Origin of the sequence: Enterococcus sp. DIV0008 (assembly GCF_050542615.1) — a bacterium.
GTDB lineage: Bacteria > Bacillota > Bacilli > Lactobacillales > Enterococcaceae > Enterococcus_D > Enterococcus_D innesii.
Map to the genome: position 1 here is coordinate 2,217,913 of NZ_CP172937.1, position 20,681 is coordinate 2,238,593.

Annotated in this window: 26 protein-coding genes, 1 riboswitch and 1 other annotated feature; of the genes, 10 read left to right on the plus strand and 16 right to left on the minus strand. The window is 43.0% G+C overall.

From position 1 onward, the window contains the following. Window positions 1–9 precede the first annotated feature (9 nt). Genes IGI84_RS10485 through IGI84_RS10510 form a run of 6 tightly spaced genes read right to left on the minus strand, consistent with a single transcriptional unit; the run spans window position 10 to window position 4,634 of the window. Window positions 10–318 carry a V-type ATP synthase subunit F gene (locus IGI84_RS10485; protein ID WP_005225570.1) on the minus strand — a complete coding sequence of 103 codons (309 nt, stop codon included), beginning with the start codon at window positions 316–318 and terminating at the stop codon, window positions 10–12. Then, entirely contained in the window at window positions 308–1,294 is a 987-nt protein-coding gene (locus IGI84_RS10490; RefSeq protein ID WP_081118161.1) for a V-type ATPase subunit, read from the minus strand. Before IGI84_RS10490 ends, IGI84_RS10485 begins: the two co-directional genes overlap by 11 nt. A gap of 3 nt (window positions 1,295–1,297) precedes the next feature. Further along, window positions 1,298–1,882 (minus strand): hypothetical protein, encoded by a 585-nt coding sequence (locus IGI84_RS10495; protein WP_081118162.1) that lies wholly within the window; start codon window positions 1,880–1,882, stop codon window positions 1,298–1,300. A gap of 13 nt (window positions 1,883–1,895) precedes the next feature. Next, window positions 1,896–2,366, minus strand: a complete 471-nt coding sequence (locus tag IGI84_RS10500) for a V-type ATP synthase subunit K (RefSeq protein WP_005225567.1) — start codon at window positions 2,364–2,366, stop codon at window positions 1,896–1,898. After that, window positions 2,363–4,324, minus strand: a complete 1,962-nt coding sequence (locus IGI84_RS10505; protein WP_081118163.1) for a V-type ATP synthase subunit I — start codon at window positions 4,322–4,324, stop codon at window positions 2,363–2,365. The genes IGI84_RS10500 and IGI84_RS10505 overlap by 4 nt, the downstream gene beginning before the upstream one ends. Next, on the minus strand, window positions 4,302–4,634 hold the full coding sequence (locus tag IGI84_RS10510) for a V-type ATPase, subunit F family protein (protein WP_430600312.1): 333 nt from the start codon (window positions 4,632–4,634) through the stop codon (window positions 4,302–4,304). Before IGI84_RS10510 ends, IGI84_RS10505 begins: the two co-directional genes overlap by 23 nt. A 109-nt stretch (window positions 4,635–4,743) precedes the next feature. After that, window positions 4,744–4,796 (minus strand) — a sequence feature (sodium ion sensor (DUF1646 type); this cis-regulatory element may regulate processes involved in with the transportation of sodium ions). Window positions 4,797–5,505: 709 nt separating this feature from the next. Between IGI84_RS10510 and IGI84_RS10515 the strand changes: the two genes are divergently transcribed. The 9 genes from IGI84_RS10515 (at window position 5,506) to IGI84_RS10555 (ending at window position 10,328) form a co-directional block, all read left to right on the plus strand. Next, window positions 5,506–5,718: a hypothetical protein gene (locus IGI84_RS10515; protein WP_081118165.1), complete on the plus strand. Its 213-nt coding sequence runs from the start codon at window positions 5,506–5,508 to the stop codon at window positions 5,716–5,718. A 52-nt stretch (window positions 5,719–5,770) separates the two neighbouring features. Beyond that, a complete protein-coding gene (locus IGI84_RS10520) occupies window positions 5,771–6,037 on the plus strand; it encodes a hypothetical protein (protein WP_241508724.1) in 267 nt (88 codons plus the stop codon). Then, entirely contained in the window at window positions 6,037–6,270 is a 234-nt protein-coding gene (locus IGI84_RS10525) for a GNAT family N-acetyltransferase (protein WP_241508726.1), read from the plus strand. Before IGI84_RS10520 ends, IGI84_RS10525 begins: the two co-directional genes overlap by 1 nt. Window positions 6,271–6,325: 55 nt before the next feature. After that, window positions 6,326–6,811, plus strand: coding sequence for a tetratricopeptide repeat protein (locus tag IGI84_RS10530; RefSeq protein ID WP_081118166.1), 486 nt, complete (start codon window positions 6,326–6,328; stop codon window positions 6,809–6,811). Window positions 6,812–7,069: 258 nt separating this feature from the next. Beyond that, complete coding sequence (locus IGI84_RS10535; RefSeq protein WP_081118167.1) at window positions 7,070–7,441, plus strand: hypothetical protein; 372 nt, start codon at window positions 7,070–7,072, stop codon at window positions 7,439–7,441. 114 nt (window positions 7,442–7,555) lie between these two features. Beyond that, entirely contained in the window at window positions 7,556–8,140 is a 585-nt protein-coding gene (locus tag IGI84_RS10540; protein WP_220426810.1) for an AAA family ATPase, read from the plus strand. Window positions 8,141–8,243: 103 nt separating this feature from the next. Continuing rightward, window positions 8,244–8,666: a VOC family protein gene (locus tag IGI84_RS10545; protein WP_081118169.1), complete on the plus strand. Its 423-nt coding sequence runs from the start codon at window positions 8,244–8,246 to the stop codon at window positions 8,664–8,666. A gap of 216 nt (window positions 8,667–8,882) precedes the next feature. Then, a complete protein-coding gene (locus IGI84_RS10550) occupies window positions 8,883–9,071 on the plus strand; it encodes a hypothetical protein (protein ID WP_081118170.1) in 189 nt (62 codons plus the stop codon). A gap of 405 nt (window positions 9,072–9,476) precedes the next feature. Further along, window positions 9,477–10,328: an Rgg/GadR/MutR family transcriptional regulator gene (locus tag IGI84_RS10555; RefSeq protein ID WP_081118171.1), complete on the plus strand. Its 852-nt coding sequence runs from the start codon at window positions 9,477–9,479 to the stop codon at window positions 10,326–10,328. Between the two features lie 72 nt (window positions 10,329–10,400). Here IGI84_RS10555 and IGI84_RS10560 read toward each other — a convergent pair whose 3' ends face one another. The 4 genes from IGI84_RS10560 to IGI84_RS10575 all read right to left on the minus strand — a co-directional run bounded on the left by IGI84_RS10560 (window position 10,401) and on the right by IGI84_RS10575 (window position 14,095). Further along, window positions 10,401–11,603: a glycoside hydrolase family 3 protein gene (locus IGI84_RS10560; RefSeq protein WP_430600317.1), complete on the minus strand. Its 1,203-nt coding sequence runs from the start codon at window positions 11,601–11,603 to the stop codon at window positions 10,401–10,403. Window positions 11,604–11,733: 130 nt separating this feature from the next. Beyond that, a complete protein-coding gene (locus tag IGI84_RS10565; protein ID WP_005225551.1) occupies window positions 11,734–12,264 on the minus strand; it encodes a folate family ECF transporter S component in 531 nt (176 codons plus the stop codon). Window positions 12,265–12,290: 26 nt separating this feature from the next. After that, a riboswitch (THF riboswitch) is annotated at window positions 12,291–12,392 on the minus strand. Window positions 12,393–12,615: 223 nt separating this feature from the next. Continuing rightward, window positions 12,616–12,798, minus strand: a complete 183-nt coding sequence (locus IGI84_RS10570; protein WP_077452720.1) for a hypothetical protein — start codon at window positions 12,796–12,798, stop codon at window positions 12,616–12,618. A 31-nt stretch (window positions 12,799–12,829) separates the two neighbouring features. After that, window positions 12,830–14,095, minus strand: coding sequence for an MFS transporter (locus IGI84_RS10575; RefSeq protein WP_081118173.1), 1,266 nt, complete (start codon window positions 14,093–14,095; stop codon window positions 12,830–12,832). Between the two features lie 222 nt (window positions 14,096–14,317). Between IGI84_RS10575 and IGI84_RS10580 the strand changes: the two genes are divergently transcribed. Continuing rightward, window positions 14,318–14,974, plus strand: coding sequence for a Crp/Fnr family transcriptional regulator (locus IGI84_RS10580; RefSeq protein ID WP_077452722.1), 657 nt, complete (start codon window positions 14,318–14,320; stop codon window positions 14,972–14,974). A 56-nt stretch (window positions 14,975–15,030) separates the two neighbouring features. On the opposite strand, the gene IGI84_RS10585 is transcribed toward IGI84_RS10580, so the two are convergent. From IGI84_RS10585 to IGI84_RS10610, 6 genes are all read right to left on the minus strand, one after another. Beyond that, window positions 15,031–15,423, minus strand: a complete 393-nt coding sequence (locus tag IGI84_RS10585) for an OsmC family protein (RefSeq protein ID WP_081118182.1) — start codon at window positions 15,421–15,423, stop codon at window positions 15,031–15,033. Continuing rightward, window positions 15,420–16,310, minus strand: coding sequence for an ATP-binding cassette domain-containing protein (locus IGI84_RS10590; RefSeq protein ID WP_016608213.1), 891 nt, complete (start codon window positions 16,308–16,310; stop codon window positions 15,420–15,422). The genes IGI84_RS10585 and IGI84_RS10590 overlap by 4 nt, the downstream gene beginning before the upstream one ends. Continuing rightward, window positions 16,310–17,188, minus strand: a complete 879-nt coding sequence (locus IGI84_RS10595; protein WP_081118183.1) for an ABC transporter ATP-binding protein — start codon at window positions 17,186–17,188, stop codon at window positions 16,310–16,312. Before IGI84_RS10595 ends, IGI84_RS10590 begins: the two co-directional genes overlap by 1 nt. 3 nt (window positions 17,189–17,191) lie before the next feature. Next, window positions 17,192–18,022, minus strand: coding sequence for an ABC transporter permease (locus tag IGI84_RS10600; protein WP_081118184.1), 831 nt, complete (start codon window positions 18,020–18,022; stop codon window positions 17,192–17,194). Then, window positions 18,022–18,981 (minus strand): ABC transporter permease, encoded by a 960-nt coding sequence (locus IGI84_RS10605; protein WP_077452725.1) that lies wholly within the window; start codon window positions 18,979–18,981, stop codon window positions 18,022–18,024. The genes IGI84_RS10600 and IGI84_RS10605 overlap by 1 nt, the downstream gene beginning before the upstream one ends. 72 nt (window positions 18,982–19,053) lie before the next feature. Next, window positions 19,054–20,634: an ABC transporter substrate-binding protein gene (locus IGI84_RS10610; protein ID WP_074535034.1), complete on the minus strand. Its 1,581-nt coding sequence runs from the start codon at window positions 20,632–20,634 to the stop codon at window positions 19,054–19,056. Between the last annotated feature and the right edge of the window lie 47 nt (window positions 20,635–20,681).

A 20,681-nucleotide genomic window follows, 5' to 3' on the forward strand; every position in this document is an offset into this window, starting at 1 on the left:
GGCTCCTCTCTATAGTATGTTTTGTCCAACTGCTTTTTCGACATTTTCTTGAATCATTCGCTTGCCGATTCCTCGGGAACCATCATAATCAGGAATCAAGATGACTGCAGGTGTCATTTTTTGTTGGACTTTTGCTAATTCATCGGGAATCAGCTCGGCACATTTTTCAGTCAGGTAGATGATCGTACTGTTCTTCATTAATTTTGCCAGCGCCTGCTTCACTTCTTTTTCTTCCGAGGCATAACAGACCTGAAAGCCAAATAGTTGAAAAGGAATGACGGATTCTTTCTCGCCGATTACGCCGATTTTATGAGTCATAGTGCCGCATCCTTTCTCTGAGTTGTTCTTCCGTAAAGCCACTGCGTTTGCCTACCAGCAAGATACGCAGATTTTGCAGTTCCAAAACCTTAGCATTCAAAAATGCCAGTAAAGGCAGTGGTCCTAAAGCATCTGTTTGAGCTTGACCATAGCTTTCTGTGATCAAATTGTCTTGTAAAAGTGCCAAGCCAGCAAAGTCGATCACCTGTTCATGAATCAAAGGCCGCATTACTTCCTGATAATCACTTTCTAATAAGAAGGCTAAAAAGTCACTATAAGACGCATCCGCAAACGCTAAAAATTCTTCTTTCGGGATACTGCCGACACTCACTAAGACTGCCTCCATAAAACTGCGCGATCGTTTTTGAAGTACACAACGAGCGGCGATCGTTATATTGGTCAGATCAATCATCTTGATGACAGCTTCTTGTAGCTCAGGGATCTTGATTTCATCTACCAGTCGCCGTTGTTCATGTAAATACCGGCGATCGTAAATGATATCGATGCCTTGCAGCACGGCGCCACCTTCTAAGTACTCCCGCACCTCTTGGATCGTAGTCACGATTTTCTCAGGCAATACCTCTGAGGTTCCCGTTTTGATGGCGGTCCGACACTCATCGATCGTGTAAAAACCATCTTCGATCAGTAGATGATCATAGTCTTTTCCAGTCACTGACTCTTTGGTCAAGACTTTTAGATTATGGAAAGTAAAAGGCATCATATACAGTCGGAGGATCTCTTGATCAGGAACCAGCTCGGCCAATTCTTTGATCGTCTTTAACAATTCTTCATCGAGATAGGTTTCGAATCGTTCATGAAAATCTGGCTTTAAATAGCGTTGATAATGGGTCTGCTGCAAAACAGCTTCGACTTCAGCAAACCCTTTTGCCGCAATCATTTGCTCGACTTCTTGCGGCTTTAGCAACGTCATCTCTTTCAGCCGAATGATTGGATTCAATTGATGATAGTTCCTCATGGATCAACCTCCTTGTTGTATGATCTGCAACCACCGTTCCCGGGTTTCTTTCTTGTATTCATCAAGCAAAACCTGATAGGTAAAATTGTATTGGATGCCGTTGTCATCCACCAAAAAGCCTGCTTCTGTCAATGGTGCGCCTGCTTTGATTTGATACGGTAGTTTTGATTGACAAGACGTAAGCCAAGCGGCATCTAGATGGGCTGCTTGCTCAGGACCAGCGTGGAAGGTCACCGTCCCGCTGATCGGCAGCTGTTGCAGCACATTTTCAGCAAATGACTGCAGCTCTTCTGGCGTCCAGGCAACCATTTGTTGATACGCTTGCTCAAAAAGTTGAGTCAGGTATTCGTTTTGTTTCACCATTTGCTGCTGCTTAGCGGCACTTGCTTGGCGATTCAGCGCTTGCTGATAATGTTTTTCGGCTTGCTTTTTTGCTTGCTGGGCACGAAGCTGCAAGTCCGACTCTTTTTTCGCCCAGTCACGTGCCATCGTTTCACTGATCCTAGCACGTTCAGCGGCAGCCAAACGTTCCCGTTTTGTCTGCGCTTCTTGGTCTAGTTCAGCAATCATTTTGTCGATTGCATCCATACCTTCGCCCCCTTTAAATCGTTCCTAAAAGTAAGAAAGAAATAACAAAGCCTAAGATGGCATACATCTCAACCATTACTGAGAACATGACCCCTTTAAAGAAATGCTCTGGTTTCTTCGCTAAAATTTGAATCCCAGCTGCAGCGACCTTCCCTTGGGCCATTCCTGAGAATAAGCCAGTAAAGGCAACTGGCAGTGAGGCCATCAAGTACGCCATACCAGTCACTGTCGACATTTCACCACTTAAGCTACCATAGATCATAAACGCAATAACAAATCCGTATAGTCCTTGCGTTCCGGGAAGCAATTGTAAAATCAAGGCTTGTCCAAACTTCTCCGGCTGATTCGTCGTTAAGGCTGCCGCTGCTTCACCAGTTTGGCCCACCCCTTTGGCTGAACCGATCCCAGAAAAGATCGTAGCGATCCCCATTCCGATAATTGCAAACACCATACCACCATTATTATTAATTAAGTAATCAATCATTTATTGTCTCCTCCATTTTCTTTATCAAAATCAACGTATTTCTCACTTGGCTTAAAGGTTTCAAATTGGCGCCCCCCACCAGTGAAAAATTTTCCGAAAAACTCTACATATTGTAAACGAGCGGCATGCACATACGCACTCAGTAACGATAAAAAGATGTTTAAAGCTTGTAGGACAACCAATAAGAGAATGCCTACAGAAAAACGAGCGGCTGGCGGCAAATAGCCCACCAATAAGTTGAAGGCTGCTGCGATACTTCCACCAGAGATCCCTAATGCCATCAAGCGGCTATAGCTGACAAAGTCGCCGATGTAACTGGTCACGCCGTACAAGTCATACAAGCCTAAAAAGAAGCCGCCCACTTTGGTTTTCCCTTTAAGAATCGGTACCACGATGATCAATAAGGCACTAAAGCCTGCTAAAATCAAGCCGACGGTTGTTAGTGCTGGGACATCGATCAAAAGATTGCCTGCGGCTGCCACTAAAAGACCACTCAAAAGTCCTAGCCACGCAAAGCCTTCGTTGACTGCACCTAAAAGATCCTTTTTGCGGATATTTTCTTTGGCTGCTAAATAAAGGCCTGTAAACAGTTGGATGCCACCAAAAATCATGGATAGACCAAAGATCGCCATAAAATCTTCGGAGGGCGATAAAAGTTGGAAGGGCAATGTAGCACCAAAGAAGGAGCCGTAGATTGCGCCCCAAATCATAGTTGGCACAGACAAAATCTGGAACAATTTCAGAAAGCGTTTGGTCCCTTTGGGCAAACGCAAGGCGTGTAGCCCAATCGTGGTTGCGACAGCCATTAATGCACCATAACCTAAGTCAGCCACCATCATACCAAAGAAAACATAGTAGAAAGGCGTCATCCATGGGGTTGGATCGATCTCATCGTATTTTGGCAAGCTGTACATTTCCGTCAACATTTCAAAGGGTTGAATAAACGAGGCGTTTTTTAGCTTCGTTGGCACTTGATTGGCAGCGATCTCCTCTGCAGTGGGTTCTTCAAATGAATAGTAAATCTCGTTGGCAAAGGATTCTTGGACCATTTCCGCCACTAACGGCTGATCCTTTTCTGCGATCCAGCCGCGCAAGAGGGCAAAAGTCTGACCAGCTGCTAAGCGCTGTTGCATCATTGCCCGATTCTCACGAGTCAAAAACAGTTCTTCCGCTTGCTGCAGCAGGATCAGCCGTTGTTTGTGCTGACTGATTTCTGTAATCAGTTCTTTGCGCTGCTGTGTCAAGGAAGTCAAGGCTTGTTTCGCATTTTGCAAAACCACTTTTGGTGATTCGGATGTTAGGCCAGTTTCTTTCTTCACCCCATATCGGTGAAACAATTGGAACACTTGCTCTTCGATCGCTGTTAAAAACAGGCAGCTGAAATTGACTTTTTTTGGCTCAGAATAGATCACTTCGATATGAACCTCTTCCAATTGACGCAAGGCTTCAGCTAGATCTTCCCAGCGTGGTCCTTCGACACTCCCAGCGAAAAAACTTGTATGAGCAGGTGCTTCGATCTCCAACGGAACGTCAAGATTTTGCCACTGTGTCGCCCATTCTTCCGACTGAGTCGCTGCTTCGATCGCTTCGATCGTCTCTACCCAGCGCTCCTGCAAATTCTCGACCGCAACCAGCTCCGTAAATGCTGCGGCTTCATCGAAGCTTGTTTCAAAATCCGACAGCCGCAAGGCATCTCGTTGCCATTCTGTCCCTTTTTTCGCATCACCATTTTGGCGAATAAAGCGGATCGCTTCTTGCAGTCGACGAATCATTGGTTGGTGAGAAGCACCTTCTGGGGTGGCTCCTGCAAAAAATTCCCGCAGCCAAGTTTCGTTAGCTTCCTGTTCGAACACATTCTCGATTTCAACAAACTGCATCGTTTGCAGCTTCGTCAATAGCCTTTCTTGGTAGTGCTTCGGGGTGATCAACGTTAGTTTATTTAGTTTGGTTACTGCCATAAGTCCCGATCACTCCTTCAACGATCTGTTGAACCGCTTGCTCTTGGAAGGTTTGCATGTTTTTTTGGTAACGATCTAACACTTGCTGGTTCTCTTTTGCCAGCTGCTGCTTTTGTGCTTCAAGTGACTGGCGCATTTGCTCTTGAACTGCTGCTTGTTCTTGCGCAAGTTCTTCTTCCAAAGCGATAGCCCGTTCTTCTAATACTTGTTGCTGCTTGGCTTCTTCCAACTGTAGCTCTTTTTTTAAAGCGAGCAATTGCTGTTCATTGGCTTCTTCTGCTGTTCGTAAACGAGTCAACGCTTCTCTCATCGATTCCCCTCCTATACTATTTGGATACTCAACTGAAAAATAAACAAAAAAAGCATACCTCACGAAGAAGTATGCTGATAACAAAAAAGGCCAGCATTCCTCCAAGAATGTTTGCCTCACCCCTTGGCAAACCTGATCCTTGAAGCATAAAAATGCTCAACCTTTGGCTATTCTATTTTTCAATTCCTGAACTATTGTAGCAAAAAAACGTGTTCTATTCAAGTAGAATCGTCTTTTATGAGAAAAACCCGGTTTCTACTATTGTATGTTCGCTCGAATATCCACTGCTATTGGTTATCGGAATGACTATTATTACTCGCTCAGTCTCTTAAAAACTTTTCACCTAACATTTGCCAGGGATCGCGTTGTTCTTACCAAATTGAAATCGGTAAACATCAATAGAAGACTTAGAATGGATTGAATGAAGAACGTTGAGATTTTTTGAAAATGCTAAACATCATTTGATTGGTATCAAAAAGGAGATAACAATTCCAACAACCTATTCGATCCCTGACAAATATTAAGTGAGAATTTTGCTTACTTCGCTTCTTTTTTTATCGCTGGCAGCGGTTGGCCCTTTTCTTCACAAATGAAATAAGCGCCTCGATAAAGGCATGTATAAATCTTACCGGGTTCCATGGTTAGAGGAAGCCCATTTTTTACATACATCGGTTTTCTTTCCATTGTCAACCCTTGCCTTTCTGGGAAAAATAAGTCAAAATATACAATAACGTCTTTTATATCTTACTTTCTATCAAATATTACCAAAATATTCAGATAATTTCTAGTTATTTTGCGCAAAATATGGTAGAATTTCCACTTTTTCTTTTAAAAAATGATCGATAAAAACCAAATTGGGAGGAAACAACTGATGTCAGATGAGCGTTGGTTTCAAAGGAGAAGAAAGCGAAGCATCGAATTGGGCCTCTGTTTACTTGTCGTCCTGCCGATGGTTTATGGCTTATGGTTTCAACTGACTTTTTTGATTCACTACATGTCTTTTTTGTTTGTTGTGGCTGTTCTCACTGCAATTTACGAAGGAATTCGCGTCATTTGGGAAGTTATGAGAAACAAGCAACACTGACAAAGTGACCTTCTGCTAAATTAAGCCAAAACAACGAGAGAAGAGTCCTCTAATGAAACGAATCATTATGTCATGTGACTTACAGCATGCCTCCAGTCGTCAGGCTGAAGCCAGCTTTTCTTTTGAGGCCTTTCCCACAGATTCACCAAGAGTTGCAGAACTTTTCAATTCCGCTTACCATGAAACCATCGATGATGAAGGAGAATCGATCGCTGATTGGCAAAAGGAACTTAGAGAAACTGCTGAAGGCAAATACGGTCCCTTGATTCCAGAGCTCTCTTTTCAATTACTGAAGGAAGACTATCCGGTTGGCGCATAGTGACAAGCACTTTTCAAAAAATTCCACTGCTATTATTTGTCGTTATGGACGCAGCATGTAAAGGAAACGGCTTATCCAAGCTGTTAATGAGTGAAGTGATCCGACGAGCTAAAGCCATGGGACTCACTCACCTTTACCTGGTAGTGACCGTTGAAAATCAACCAGCCTTCAAACTATATGAAGCATGCGGCTTTTCTTTTGCGGGTGAAAGCTGGACTGATCTTTCCTCTTAGCTCTACTTACTATCTAACTGAAAATTTTTACCCATTGAAAGCGAGGGATGAACCGATGAATGAACGTCTAGCTACGGCGATTCAACTGCGAGCTGAAAAAAAGCTGCAACAATCAAATGAACAATTGATTCAATTAGCTACCGAAAATCCCCAAGATGCCTTTGTCCACTACCAAACGGCTTGGAGTTATGATCTTTTAGGGAAAGAACAACAGGCAATTCCTTATTATGAACAAGCAATCGCGTTAGGTTTATCAGAAAACGACTTGCCAGATGCCTACCTAGGTCTAGGCAGCACCTATCGTGCCCTCGGCAATTATCAAAAAGCCGAAGAAGTGTTTTTACACGCGATGAAGCTGTTTCCAAAAAATCATGCTTTGCAAACCTTCTATGCCATGACACTGTTTAATCTAGCCGAGTATGAGCAAGCCACTAAACGGCTATTGACCCTGCTTGCCGAAACTTCTAGCGATCCAGATATCCAATCTTACCATCAGGCGCTTTTGTTTTATGCCGATAAGCTCAACGAAACATGGAATTAGAGGTTTCCGTTGGATCAATCCTTCTGCTCCCTTCTCGATTAAAGAAAGGGAGTATTTCTTTTTTTCTGTCCCCTAAATATTCCTTCCCTATCAGCGCTTTGTTGAATCAATGGTCGCCGACTTTCCTATAATCCTTTTTCCTTCAATCAATACCAACCATCCATTATCGAAAATTTCGATAACAAAACCAATTGACGAGTACGGTCAAATTTGCTAATTTATCTATGCTTTTTCTATCAATATTTTGGAGGAATGACTATGCCCTTTATTGTCTATTTTTTTCTATCCTTATTGATCATTTATATTCCGACGCCCACACTTTTGCTATTTTTTCAAAAACTTGCCTCCCAACATGACAATCTGACGGCTTTTAGCAAACTTTTTCTATTATTGATGATCTTGCTGGATTATTACTTAAGCTATTATTGGTTGAAAAACTGCAAGGTTAAAAAAGCTCACTATATTTACTTAGTTTTTGTCAATGTCTTCGAATGGCTGATCCACTTCTATCTTTATTCACGATTTGAAACGATCAATCTACTAGTCATTTTGTTGTTCCAGACCGTGCTACTATGTTGCATGATCTTTTTCCCTCTATCGGAGAAATTTCGCTCATTCCTTTTTGCCTAAAAAAATCATCTCTGGTTTCCACATAAAAAAACCAGCTTCTCAATCGTTTCTTTCTAAGATGCGATTTACACGTTCGCTCTCCTTTGTTACGATTGTTAAAAAGGATGTGTTGTGATGTCATTGATCGTCTTGATTGGCGCGCAAGCAGTAGGGAAAATGACTGTGGGGAAAGAACTGGAAAAACGATTAGATGCAAAGCTTTTATTCAATCACCAGACCATTGATCTTTTTGCGAATTTTCTTGGCTATAGCCCCGCGGCATTCGCTTTGTCTAATCAAACACGGATCGAACTCTTCAAAGCCTTTGTTCAAAATGAAGCCCATAATACGACAAAATCAATCATCTTTACGGTCTTGATTGATTTCGATCAAGCGGCAGAATTAGCTTTTTTACAAGAGATCGCCCAACTATTTACCGATGCCCAGCAAAAGGTCTATTTTATCGAATTAGTGGCTGATATTGAAGAACGCTTACAGCGTAATTGCCATGAGGACCGTTTAGCCGCAAAGCCGTCAAAAAGAGTGCTGGCTTTTTCTAGAAACGAGCTTTTGTCTTCGTTTGAAAACTATCGCTTAGAAAGTCTGCCCCAGGAATTAACTACCCTTTTTCCAACGATTCCTTCGCTGAAAATCAACAATACCCACTTGTCACCTGATGAAGTCAGTCAAAAAATTATTGCCCATTTTTCCTTGACTTAAGTGCCAAAGAAACACCCTTCTCAAGCTTTGCTTCAATACGAAAATGTCTATTGACTTTGACGCTGCGTCAAGCGGTATCCTCTAATTAAGAGGAGGTGTCAAAATGAAGGTTTATGTTATGCCAATGTTTTACCAATTGAAGACCAAAGATATTGAACAATCATCGAGATGGTTTGCAGAAATCTTGGGGTTCCAGTCATTGTATCAGTTTCGCAATCAAGAAAATCAAGTGACGATGGACCATCTGCGTCTTGCTGACTACCAAGATTTGATGCTGATTGCCGCAGACTCGTTCACTGTTGGCGATGGGGCAATTTTGAATGTAGCGATGATTGATCTTCAGAATATCGCTCAGAAAATTCCCGAAAAGTGGATCGTGGAACCTTTGATGGAAAAGCCTTGGAATGCCCTTGAAATGACCATCAAAGACCCCAACGGTTATTTATTTACCCTAACAGAGGCGATAAGAAAAAACGAATCAGACTTTCAAACCTTGATGGACCAAACCAAGGATTATTTTCAATAAAAGGAACCGAGTAAGAAGGATGCTTTCTTACTCGGTTCCTTTTTTATAAAAACTTGATTCTGGCAACAATGACAAAAACGAACCCCCCCTAGATTTACCTAGCGAAACTTTTTATCCCATCAGATATACCGTTTTAGTACATTTTTAAATATTGAAGATAATTATTAACACACTCACCTCAGAACATGCTACACTATTTAAAAAGGAGGATTTCCTATGGAAAAGAAATCGCAGCTTTCGTGGTACAAGCGTAAAAAATTCTACATTCCAGTTGCCGTCGTCCTCGGCGTGATTGGGTTTCTTCCCAGTCTCGTTTCTCTTTTCGGGGTCTCGATCGATGATGAGTTCAATCCTGATTACTATTCTGATCCGAATGAACCAATGTTCAAGAAAAAACAAAACTGACTGTTGCGATGCCGTATGTAGGTTTTTTTGACCAACAAAAAAAGAGCAATCACTCGCTGTTGTGTTTGCTCCTTTTTTAAAAGGGATTCGGCAGACCTACGCACCTTGACAGGGTAAGCTGTTTGGGGAGAGGGCGTTTGAATGCGCGAATGAACAGTAACTTATTACGTGAAACCACTTATACTTTTTTCCTGTTAAAAAATCAATTGCTAACCAATCACAAAGGATCGATTATTTGAAGAAAGAAAAAACGTTAGCCATTAGTTCTACAACTTCCCAGGGAAAACTAAAAAAATCAAACATCCATTTCTCCTCCTTTAATTGACTTTCTTCAAGTTTACCCGCAAAATAAAGCTGTAACATATTTGGACTATTTTTCCGTCCACTTTTTTTAGGAGGGATTTTTTGAAGGCCAATGACTTGTTAAAAGAGTTACGAACGGAACGAAATATTTCACAGCGAAAATTGGTTGAGAACATTTCAGAACGCAGTACACTGGCAACCTTTGAACAAAAAGGGCACCGCATCGCCTTTGATATTTTGCACCAATATTTGGACCGCTTAAATGTCACTTTGGAGGAATTTGAGTATCGCTTGGATGACAATCAAGTCAGCGAGAAAAAGCAGCTATCCAAACAGTTGACCACCGCTTACTATGAAAGCAAGTATTCTGAAGTCCTCTCTTTGATCAACAAAGCCCAAGCGCTGTATAAAACCACGAAGGATTTCTTCTATTATGTACTGTATAGTCAATTCTTTTTGATTTTAGAGAAAAAAGGCGTGGTTACCGACGAGGAAGAACGGCGCATCATCGAAGCGACCATCAAGAAATACTTGGAACGCATCGACACGTGGGGAAAGTTTGAAATCTCCTTATTTACCAATCTGCTTTTTCTTTTTTCTGACGAGTACATCTTGTATCAAATGAAACACCTGAATAAAAAAATTTTTTACAGCAATACGCTAAGTATCAATTATCAAATCTACACAAAATTGCTGACAAATGCGGCTTTCTTGTTTATCGATCGCAAAAAACCTGCCGAGTTGGCGCATGTGCTGACGTATCTAGCCGATCACCTGCCGCCGGACAATGATCGTATTCGCTTGATGATTCGTTATTTCGAAGGCATCTACGCCTTGTTTCAAGGCGATCGTACTCTGGGAATGGCCACGATTGAAAAAGCATTGGATTATCTGCGTTTTATTGGGCAAGAAGCCTTTGCCAAAGAATTAGAGGCACTGGCTCAGAGTATCTAAAAAAAACCTGCTGCTTCCTCTCAGTAAGAGAACGACTCTCTTACACGGAGGAAACAGCAGGTTTATTTTTTCTTAAAGTAAATGCAATGCTTCTTTCCAGAGCAAGACTCGTTTGACGGAAGCATTCAAATCAGCTTCCAAATAGCGGCCATCTTCAACTGCTTGCACGACAAAAGGAATCTGTTCTTGGTAGGTAGAGGAGATCACTAGATCATTTCCCGCCTGCAACGCCTGTAATGCGGCTTCTTTTTGCGGAATGAACTCAGAAAGTCCTGCCATATCTAAGTCATCCGTCATGATGACCCCTTCAAAATGCAATTCATTTCGCAGCAGCTCATGCACGGGTTTTGAAATAGAGGCGGGTACGGTCTTATCGATACTATTGACGATCGTATGGGCGACCAAAATACTATCGGCATCAGCCTTGATCCCTGCGGCAAAAGGTAGAAAATCCGTTTCCCGCAGTGTAGATAGTGGACGGTCATCGGTGACGATTTCGACATGCGAGTCACGATTGTTGCCATAACCAGGAAAATGCTTCAAGGTAGACCCAACGTGGTGTTTCTGTAAAACATGAACCACACGTTCTACAAACGCACTCGTGCCCTGCGCATCCATGCCAATGGTTCGGTCGTAGATAAAGGACTGCGGATCAGTGGAAACATCGGCCACGGGAAACAGCCCAGCATTGATGCCATAAGCTTTTAAAATTTCCGCTTTCTTTGCTGTATCTTCTTCGATCGCTGACCATCCACCTTGGGCATACAGCTGTTGTGGTGAGAGAAAACGCTGATCCGTAAGGTTCGGATTGCGGCTGATGCGAGTCACTGTGCCCCCTTCTTCATCCATACCGATCAACAGCGGAATGGCGCTGGCTGCTTGGTAATCTGAAATTTTCTGTTTTAAACTCTCTGCCGTCTCATTTTCGGTATCACGGCCGAATAACAGATAGCCGCCAAAGTGATAGTTTTGAAGTTCTTCGATTTGATTGCTTTCTGGTACACGGACAAAAAACAATTGCCCGACCTTCTCCTCCAAACTCATCGTGGTGATTTTTTCTGCTATTGCCTCTTCTGGCTGTTCTTGCGCAGAAGTTGACGTGTTTTTTTGGCCTTCACTGACTTCTTCCTTTGTTTCGTCTCTCGAGCTGCTTTGCTGGATCACGGCTGACTCCTCCGTTTGCTGTTTTTGCTGTTCTATCATCCACTTCATCCCTCCCATTGCTACTACGATCAAGAAAAGAAACAATCCCATAGCGAGTCCTTTTTTATTCATAGGTTCACCTTCCCCTCTAAACAAGTTATTGAGAATGATTAAGCCAATCCTTAGAAAGAAAAAAGTGAACCACTGACGAAATATTCGCAGATGATTCACTTCAATGGATGTTATCGTTCTTTTTTACTCGTTAAACGAACCGTCGGATCAGCCGTTTGTATGGTACCGCACGCCCTACGATGTAAATCAACGCAGTTTGTATCGGGAACATGATGACTGCTTTTAGCAAGCGGACCGACCAGATGGCCCAGCTTGTCAAAGGAATATTCAGCATCATAGCTAACCAGATCGGCGTTAAGATCAAGGTTATTAAAAGTGTATTTAACAAGACGACCATCGCCGCTCGTTTTAGTGTGACTTCTTTCCGATAAAAGAAGTAGCCATAAATCAGTCCACCAACGAAGGCATTGATGGTAAAGCCGAAAAAGTAGGCTGATTTTGGAAAAATCACCATTCCTGCGATATCAGCTAATGAGGAGCCAACTGCCGTCCAAAACGGACCAAACAGCATACCCATGATCAGCTGAGGTACAAAAGAAAATGTGATTTTGATATAGGAGGTTTCAAACCCCAAGATTTGCGACAAGACCACCATTAAGGCAATCAAAAGTCCCATGACCGCAATCATGTGTGCATCGACTTTTCTTTTCATAGCGAGCATCTCCTTTTAGAGTTGCTACAAATTCATGCAGCGAATGCGAAAATAAAACCGCGAACGAATGATCGTTCTTCGTCCGAAAGGCAACATCCCATCCTTTCAGCACTTAACGCTTTATTTCCTACTCTGATTTTTATTAGGTATTGCTACCCAGACACACTATAGCATACAAGCGGGGACTGCTACAATTTTTCTTGCTTATTTTCTTGTACAAACTCTGCCAATGTTCGCTTTTCTTTTTTGCGCATCAAAAAAACGCTTTTCTTATGTGAATCTTTCTGCCACCAGTAAGTGAGCAGCAAACATTCTCAAAAAAAGCGTTCATTCCTGTTTCTTGTTTCATTTCGTGCCTTACTACCCAATCAGATTGTCATTGATCAATACCGATTTGATGTCGCGTAATTGATGATCGATAGCAAGTTGTTCATGGGTCATCGTTGCGGTGACCTCTTTCATAGCGTGCATTTCTTCATTCAATTCGTTGAGGTTCGTCACTAATTTGTTCAATGCTTCAATAATCAATTGGTTGTTATCCATGGTGAAACACTCCTTTTTGTAATGGTTGCGGTTAGTCTTCTTCGTTGATTGGCTGCTTCATCGTACCAACGGCGGCAACTGCGCGTTTCGTTTTATAAAACAATTTGTATAAAACAAGAACGACGACTGGGATCAGTCCGCATAAGATGTAGATTTGCGAATAATCAAACAGACCGTGTAAGCTTCCTAGTGCATAGGGACCTACGCCTAAGCCGAGATCCAGCCCGATGAAATAAGTGGAGAGCGCTACGCCGACACGGTGAGGATCGACCTCTTTCAGACAGACAGCTTGGCCATTGGACATGAAGGTGCCATAGCCCAAGCCGACAAAGCAACCCGCAAGCAACAACATCCAGCTGTTGCCGGTAATACTTAATAAGAAAAGACCAAGGGTCAAGAAAAGAAAGCTAGGATACATGACTGCATCGGCGCCATGACGGTCAAATAATTTCCCAGTCATTGGTCGAGTGAAGGTCACGGAAAGTGCATAGACGATGAAGAAAAAAGCACCGGCCGTTTCTAACCCAAGGTCACTGGCGTAGATCGACAAGAAGCCAAGAACACTGGAATAAGCCAACCCGATTAAAAAGGCAATCCCGGAAATGAAAAAGACTTTTGGTTCGACAAAACTTTTGATGGACCATTTTTTTAGTTGTGCTCTGTGTTCTTCTGTTAATGGGATGTTTTTGACTGGGAACCAGAAACAAGCGATGGCTGTTGCGATTGATAAAATAGTTGCTAACCAAATAATGAAATCAAAGCCGACCGTCGGTAGTAAAAGCATGCCAATAAAAGGTCCGACTGCCGCTGCTAAACTGGTACTTAATCCATAGTAATTGATCCCTTCCCCATGTTTGGAAGCTGGGATATATGCGGTGACGATCGCATTAGCCGCAGTTGAGACAGCACCATAAGCAAACCCATTGAAAAAGCGTACGGTATCTAAAATATAAATATTGACTGAGACTAAATAGGCAGCGGTGGTAATGACATAAAACAAAATCCCCCAGCGCAAAACGGCTTTGCGACCGACTAATTCTAAAATTTTTCCGACATACAAGCGAGCGATCAAGGTCCCTATGATGTAGATCCCCGCTGCCAAGCCAGCTTGTGCGGTGGATGCCCCTAACTCCTGAGTGGCAAATTTCGCGGTAATGACGACAAAACAATAATACACGAGAAAGACGATAAAATTGATCAAGGTAATCGTGATAAACCCTTTGTTCCATAGTTTTTCATTTTTGGTTGATGGCAACGAGCTGACGACTCCTTCTTGATTGGTTTCCCTATCTGACATGTTTCTTCCATTCCTCCTGTTTGTGCTGTGATGCGTTTTACTATACCGAAACTTACTCTGCTTGAAATGCGCTTTTGCTGTTAAAAAAGAGCATTAACAAGAAACATTAACATTTGTTATTGCTTTTTCACCAGAAATGTCTTTTAATGAAGCATGAATAGAGGAAATTTCAGATTTTTTTCAGAAAATGTTGGGTTGGCATCAAGTGAAGGAGTAACGTGGGTGGAGAAACAGATATTACGTGATTATTTAGAAAAACAAGCAATACCGGTCGTTATCCGTAAGAAAAAGAGTTACTTGACGTATGAAGGGATCCCGGATCGGTACGTCTACATTTTAAAAAAAGGCATCATCAAAACTAGCGTAGTGACCCATGAAGGGCGCGAATTCAACTTGCGCTATTTGACGGATTTCGAAATCGTCTCTTTGTTTAAAGACGAATCCTCTCAAGAAGTCGAAGCCCCTTTTAATGTGCGGGTTGAATCAGAAGAAGCCGAATTATACAAAATCGTGCGGGATCAATTTTGGGCAGATGTCAATCGTGACCGTCTGCTGCAGGATTATGTCAAAGAGTATTATCGACGAAATTTGATGGATACGATGAAAAAGATGCAGCAAATGCTGATGAACGGCAAATTTGGTGCTGTCTGTACCCAAATCAATGAGTTGTATGAAACTTTTGGGGTTCAAACAACTGACGGTGTCTTGATCGATTTTGAAGTCACCAATGAAGAGATCGCTCGCTTTTGCGGCATTACCTCTGCCAGCAGTGTCAATCGAATGATGCAAAAATTACGAGAATCTGGCGCCCTAAAGAGTGTCGATCGCAAACTATTAGTGACAGATATCGACTTTATTCGGGAGAATATTATTTATTGATCAAAAAAAAGACTTTGTATGCCTATTGGTTTTAGGCACACAAAGTCTTTTTTCGATTAAATAAACGTCACCGTTTCCGTCACTTCGATCGTTGGATCTAATGATTGGATCACGGGGCAATTTGGTGAAACGAGTTTTAGGCAACGGGTCGCTTTGTCATGGTCGGCTTCAGCGATTTTCGCATAAAACTGAATGTGGATGGCACTGACTGGTTGGGCTTTTTTGTTGTCGTCCCGGTCATAGCTGACTTCGATCTTTTCGATTTCTGCTGTGATTTTTGAATTCTCTAAGACGGATGCGTATACATAGCCACCGCAAGCAGCGACTGCACTCACCAGCATTTGGACTGGAGAATAGCCTTTTTCCCGTGCTAACACCCAATTACCATTTGGGGTCGTCATTTCAAATTTGTCGCTTCCTTGATGGATCGTCAATGTTTCTACTGTCATCGTTTTTCTCTCCTCACAAAATGATCTGGTTCAACTTCGACCCATTCATACAATGGTGTCAAAGTAATCGTGCTTTGAATTTCCGTTTGTTCCATCGCACCTCTTGCTAACACAGGATCAGCGATCGGCGCTGCTGCTAATAATTTCTTCGTGTAAGGATGCAGCGGATTTTCAAACAAACGGTCGGTAGGTGCCAATTCAACTAATTTCCCTTGATACATGACGGCTGTTCGATCACTGATATGACGAATCACGGACAAGTCATGGGAAATGAATAAATAAGACAATGAAAACTCTTTTTGTAGACGCAGCAGCAATTGGATGATCTGAGCCTGAATGGAGACATCTAATGCCGAAGTCGGTTCATCACACAAGACGAACGCCGGGCGATTGACCACCGCACGAGCGATGCCAATCCGTTGCCGTTGTCCGCCGCTGAAACTGCGCGGCAATTTATGGACATCATCACCGGTGATCCCGACGATCGCTAAGATTTCTTTGGCTTTCGCTCGAGCAGCATCTTTCGTTTCATGATACAACGGCTCCATCACCAGTTCAAGTGCCGTCATACGGGGATTCAATGATGAATACGGATCTTGGAAAATGATCTGCATTTGCTGATACGCTGCTTTGCGATCTTCTGCCGTCAATGCTGTTAACTCTTTGCCTTCAAAGAAAATCTCCCCGCTTGTTAAGGTCTCTAAATTTAAAATACTGCGCCCTAAAGTGGTTTTCCCACTCCCAGATTCCCCTACTAGCCCCAATGTCTCGCCCCGATGGATCGTTAGACTGACATCTTCGACCGCTCGGACTTCACTGACAGTGCCGCGCCAGTTTTTGCTGCGAAAGGTTTTCGTCGCATGTTCTACGCGAATCAGTTCTTCCATTATTCTGTCACCTCCTGATTTCGCCAAACGCGATGGGTCTTAGATAACTGCGTTTCTTGCAACTCATCTGCCAATGTCTCGTGATAATCAAAGACTTTTAATTCAGCATGCTTGTCGCCTAAATGGGCCGCTTGCAATAACTGTTTCGTATAAGGATGTGCCGGTTGATAAAAGATTTCTTCCGTGGTGCCTTCTTCCACGACTTGGCCTTGATACATCACTTTAATAAAGTCGCACATTCCTGCAACGACCCCAAAGTCATGGGTCACAAGGACGACGGAAAGCTGGTTCTCTCTTTGCAGGTTTTTGATCAATGCCAAAATCTGTGCCTGGATCGTCACATCTAAAGCCGTCGTCGGTTCATCGGCGATCAGCAATTTCGGTTGCGCCAACAAAGCCATGGCGATCATCACCCGTTGACGCATCCCCCCAGATAGCTCATGAGGATATTGTTTCATACGTTGTGCTGGAAAAGGTATGCCGACTTTTTCTAACTCTTTGACGGCGATTTCTTGTGCTACTTTTTTCGATACTTTTTGTGAGCGGCGAATCACTTCGATCAAATGATAGCCGATCGTGCGCAAAGGATTTAACGAAGTCATCGGGTCTTGAAAAATCATAGCAATCGGTAATGTTCGACGATCGCTAACTGCTGCTCCTTCAAATGTATAACTGGCATAGTGATCGGTCACTTTATCGGGCAAAAGATCCATGACACTTTTCATGGTCATACTTTTGCCGCTGCCTGATTCGCCGACGATCCCAACCACTTTGCCTTTAGGAATCACCAGATCAAGATTTTTGACTAACGGTTTCGGCCCGGTTTTGCTTTGAAACGTCACATTCAACGCTTCGATCGCTAATAATTCTGTCTCCATCGGTCACACCTCTCTTTGCAAGACATGTTTGATCATGTCGCCGATATTGTTAAAGGAATAGATGGTGAAAATAACAAAAAGCCCGGGAAGGATCGCCATGTATGGTGCCCGCTGCAAGCTGTTTTGCGCGTTTTGCAAAAGACTGCCCCACGATGCCATCGGTTGCTGAATGCCTAATCCAAGGAAGCTCAATGCTGATTCGGTCATGATCGCCCCAGAAATACTTGCGGATGCCGCAACGATCAAGGTTGGTAGTACTGCGGGGAAAACATGCTTAATGATAATACTAAATGAAGAACGTCCGATAAATTTCCCGTAAGCGACATATTCCCGTTCTTTCGCCGCTAACGTTTCACCACGAATCAAACGAGCGATGTTCATCCAGGAGAAGCCGCCGATCACAATAATAATCGTGGTTAGTCCGGGACGTAAAAAGACGCTCAAAACGATCACTAACACCAACCAAGGAATCGATGACAATACATCGACGAGCCGCATCAGCAAGTTGTCGATCCAACCACCAAAGTAGCCAGAAACAAGACCGACAAGAGTCCCAATAAACGTCGCAGTGATCATTGCCAACACACCTACAAACAAGGACACCCGACCGCCGTAGACGACCCGAATAAAGTAATCCCGCCCCACTTCATCGGTTCCAAATAAATGAGCCCAACTCGGCGGCTGTGACATGTTGCTGACATCCGTTGCATTGGGATCGATTGGGATCAAAGGTGCAACAAGCGACAAAATAATCAATAACGTCAGGAAAACGACAGAAAAGGTATAGATGGGCGAAGCAAGCATGACTTCACTGATTTTTTTGAAACGTTTCATTACTTACCCCCTCCTTTACGGATACGTGGATCAACCACGGAGTATAATACATCCGCTAACAAATTCCCTAAGATGACCAGTGTTGCTGACAACAGCATGATGGCCATGATCACAGGATAATCGAGGCTTTTCGTCGCACTCATCAAGTAAGGTCCGACGCCCGGCCAGCCGTAGATCGTTTCTGTAATGATCGCACCGGTAACTAACATCGGCAACGCCAAGCCGATTTGGGTGACAACGGGAATCAAAATATTGCGACTGATGTGCCGGCTGAAAATCTGCCATTTGCTGGCATGAAATGCCCGTTGCACCATCACGTAGTCTTCTGAAACTTGTTGTGTCGCTGATGCGCGGATATACCGCGTCAAATCTGGAAAGAAGGCGACTGTCAATGTGGTATAAGGCAAAATAAAATGCTGCAGAAAATCGCCAAAATCCCCTTCTTTACCGACCGTATACATGCCAATGATTGGAAACATATTTAATAAGTAACCAAACACATAAATCAAGATCATCGCAAACCAGAAGGTCGGCACAGCGATCCCTAGAGATGCCACAGCGTCAATGATCCGATCCCAAATCTTTCCTTTGTTGGCAGCAGCCAACAGGCCCAAAATGATCGCCAGCAATAAAGCGGTCAAATATGCAGGGATCACTAGGCGCATCGTATTCGGGATCCGAGTCGCAAGTTCTTGTGAAATGCTACTTTGAGAAACCAAAGAAAAGCCAAGATTACCGGTAAGAACATTTCTGATCCAAAGAAAATATTGAACCAAAAAGGGTTGATCCAAGCCATAGCGCTGCCGCAAAAGATCGATTTGCTCTTGCGACATATTGGGTGTCGTGATGGAGTCGATCACATCATACGGTGCGATATGTATAAGCGAAAAAACGATAAAAGAGATCACAAACAGCAAAGGGATTGCTTGCAATACTCGTTTTGCAATGTATCGAAACATAACTGACCTACTTTCTTTTTCATAGAAAAAAGCTGTGATAAAAAAGATTCCTCTTTATCACAGCCAATGGATTTACTTGATTGTCAATTTAGACATATCTTCGAATGTATAGATTGGGATCAAACCTGCATCTTCTACATTACCAATTCGGTTATTGACCGCTAGGATTTTCTTGTTGTCAACGATTGGGTAAATGATCGCTTCGTCAGCAATGGCTTTTTGCAAATCATCATACAATGCTTCACGTTTGTCCGTGTCTAATTCAACTGCTGCTTGGGCGAACAAATTGTCAATGGTTTCGCTATTGCTTTGGAAGTAGTTGGCACTACCGCCAGTTTCAAATAGACTGCCGTATAAGTCAGGGTCATTTCCCATGATATATCCGCCAAGGAATAAGTTGTACTTCGTTGAATCTGGTTTCTTCAACTCGGTAAAGATCGCTGTACCATCGCCACCTTCAAGGGTAACCGTTATGCCTGCTTGTTGCAATTGTTGTTGGATCAACGTAGCTTGGATCGTTTGGGCTGGATCGGTTGAGTTGAAAGCCAAATTCAATGACAAATCAGTCACACCAGCTTCTTGTAAAAGTTCTTGAGCCTTCTCGACATTTGTCTCGTATTTTTCAACATCATCAGTGACGTATGGGTTGTTCGGTGGCAAGAATGAATATGGTGTTGCATAATACTCTTCATCTAAATACGCCGCTTGATTTAATTCATCTTTGTTCAACGCATAAAGAACTGCTTGTCGAACTTTCACATCTTGCAAAGCATCTGAGTGAGTGTTCAAGCCTAGATAACCGACACGGTTTTCAGTATAAGGATAAACAGAGATCTGCTCATCATCTAAGTCTTCAATATCTGAAGGCAAGACAACGGCTGCATCCACTTCCCCTTTTTGCAAAGCGACTTTCGCCGTATCGGTACTTTCGATGATACGCAACGTCACATTTTGAATCGAAGGCTTGCCGCCATAATAGTTTTCATTGGCTTCAAAAGTAAAGTACTCACCACGTTTGTATTCTTTCAGTTGATACGGACCGGTGCCGACTGGTTTTTCAGGCAGTTCACTGACAGAGAAGTCGGTAACATCTTTAAAGATATGCTCGGGAATGATGTATGTTTCGGTTGCGATGTTGCTGATCGCTGCGGCACTTGGTGTCGGCAACACGAATTTGACGGTGTATTCATCCACTTTTTCGATCGCGATTGGTTGGTCGTCGACCCAAAGGGAATCGGCATTGCCATTTTCTTTTTTGACTTTTTGTTCATATGTGAAAACAACGTCATCGGCGGTAAAGTCTTCGCCATCTGACCATTTCACATCTTGTTTCAAATGTACTGTCAAGGAAAGGCCGTCTTCAGCTGGTTCCACTGATTCTGCCAACGCATTTTGTGTCGTTCCATCTGCTTCCACTGTAACTAATGGAGAATAGATCATGTTTGTCACTGTCAATCCCCAACGATCACTGGTGTTAATCGGGTTAGTGGACGATGGGTCCCCGCTGATCGCATAAGTGAATGTTGAATCATCCCCAGCTCCAGCTGCACTACTGGTTGACGTTTCTTCTGTATTTGATCCACCGCAGGCTGCTAGAACAAATCCTAGTCCAACGACGGCAACACTTGCTAAACCTTTTTTCCAATTTATCATTTTTCCATCCTACTTCCTGTCCCTATATAGTAATAGTCGTTTTTACC

What these genes read in the sequence shown, in the direction of transcription:
- IGI84_RS10485 (WP_005225570.1), bottom strand. Translation starts at nt 318, where the DNA reads ATGACTCATAAAATCGGCGTAATCGGCGAGAAAGAATCCGTCATTCCT.
- IGI84_RS10490 (WP_081118161.1), bottom strand. Translation starts at nt 1,294, where the DNA reads ATGAGGAACTATCATCAATTGAATCCAATCATTCGGCTGAAAGAGATG.
- IGI84_RS10495 (WP_081118162.1), bottom strand. Translation starts at nt 1,882, where the DNA reads ATGGATGCAATCGACAAAATGATTGCTGAACTAGACCAAGAAGCGCAG.
- IGI84_RS10500 (WP_005225567.1), bottom strand. Translation starts at nt 2,366, where the DNA reads ATGATTGATTACTTAATTAATAATAATGGTGGTATGGTGTTTGCAATT.
- IGI84_RS10505 (WP_081118163.1), bottom strand. Translation starts at nt 4,324, where the DNA reads ATGGCAGTAACCAAACTAAATAAACTAACGTTGATCACCCCGAAGCAC.
- IGI84_RS10510 (WP_430600312.1), bottom strand. Translation starts at nt 4,634, where the DNA reads ATGAGAGAAGCGTTGACTCGTTTACGAACAGCAGAAGAAGCCAATGAA.
- IGI84_RS10515 (WP_081118165.1), top strand. Translation starts at nt 5,506, where the DNA reads ATGTCAGATGAGCGTTGGTTTCAAAGGAGAAGAAAGCGAAGCATCGAA.
- IGI84_RS10520 (WP_241508724.1), top strand. Translation starts at nt 5,771, where the DNA reads ATGAAACGAATCATTATGTCATGTGACTTACAGCATGCCTCCAGTCGT.
- IGI84_RS10530 (WP_081118166.1), top strand. Translation starts at nt 6,326, where the DNA reads ATGAATGAACGTCTAGCTACGGCGATTCAACTGCGAGCTGAAAAAAAG.
- IGI84_RS10535 (WP_081118167.1), top strand. Translation starts at nt 7,070, where the DNA reads ATGCCCTTTATTGTCTATTTTTTTCTATCCTTATTGATCATTTATATT.
- IGI84_RS10540 (WP_220426810.1), top strand. Translation starts at nt 7,556, where the DNA reads ATGTCATTGATCGTCTTGATTGGCGCGCAAGCAGTAGGGAAAATGACT.
- IGI84_RS10545 (WP_081118169.1), top strand. Translation starts at nt 8,244, where the DNA reads ATGAAGGTTTATGTTATGCCAATGTTTTACCAATTGAAGACCAAAGAT.
- IGI84_RS10550 (WP_081118170.1), top strand. Translation starts at nt 8,883, where the DNA reads ATGGAAAAGAAATCGCAGCTTTCGTGGTACAAGCGTAAAAAATTCTAC.
- IGI84_RS10560 (WP_430600317.1), bottom strand. Translation starts at nt 11,603, where the DNA reads ATGAATAAAAAAGGACTCGCTATGGGATTGTTTCTTTTCTTGATCGTA.
- IGI84_RS10565 (WP_005225551.1), bottom strand. Translation starts at nt 12,264, where the DNA reads ATGCTCGCTATGAAAAGAAAAGTCGATGCACACATGATTGCGGTCATG.
- IGI84_RS10570 (WP_077452720.1), bottom strand. Translation starts at nt 12,798, where the DNA reads ATGGATAACAACCAATTGATTATTGAAGCATTGAACAAATTAGTGACG.
- IGI84_RS10575 (WP_081118173.1), bottom strand. Translation starts at nt 14,095, where the DNA reads ATGTCAGATAGGGAAACCAATCAAGAAGGAGTCGTCAGCTCGTTGCCA.
- IGI84_RS10585 (WP_081118182.1), bottom strand. Translation starts at nt 15,423, where the DNA reads ATGACAGTAGAAACATTGACGATCCATCAAGGAAGCGACAAATTTGAA.
- IGI84_RS10590 (WP_016608213.1), bottom strand. Translation starts at nt 16,310, where the DNA reads ATGGAAGAACTGATTCGCGTAGAACATGCGACGAAAACCTTTCGCAGC.
- IGI84_RS10595 (WP_081118183.1), bottom strand. Translation starts at nt 17,188, where the DNA reads ATGGAGACAGAATTATTAGCGATCGAAGCGTTGAATGTGACGTTTCAA.
- IGI84_RS10600 (WP_081118184.1), bottom strand. Translation starts at nt 18,022, where the DNA reads ATGAAACGTTTCAAAAAAATCAGTGAAGTCATGCTTGCTTCGCCCATC.
- IGI84_RS10605 (WP_077452725.1), bottom strand. Translation starts at nt 18,981, where the DNA reads ATGTTTCGATACATTGCAAAACGAGTATTGCAAGCAATCCCTTTGCTG.
- IGI84_RS10610 (WP_074535034.1), bottom strand. Translation starts at nt 20,634, where the DNA reads ATGATAAATTGGAAAAAAGGTTTAGCAAGTGTTGCCGTCGTTGGACTA.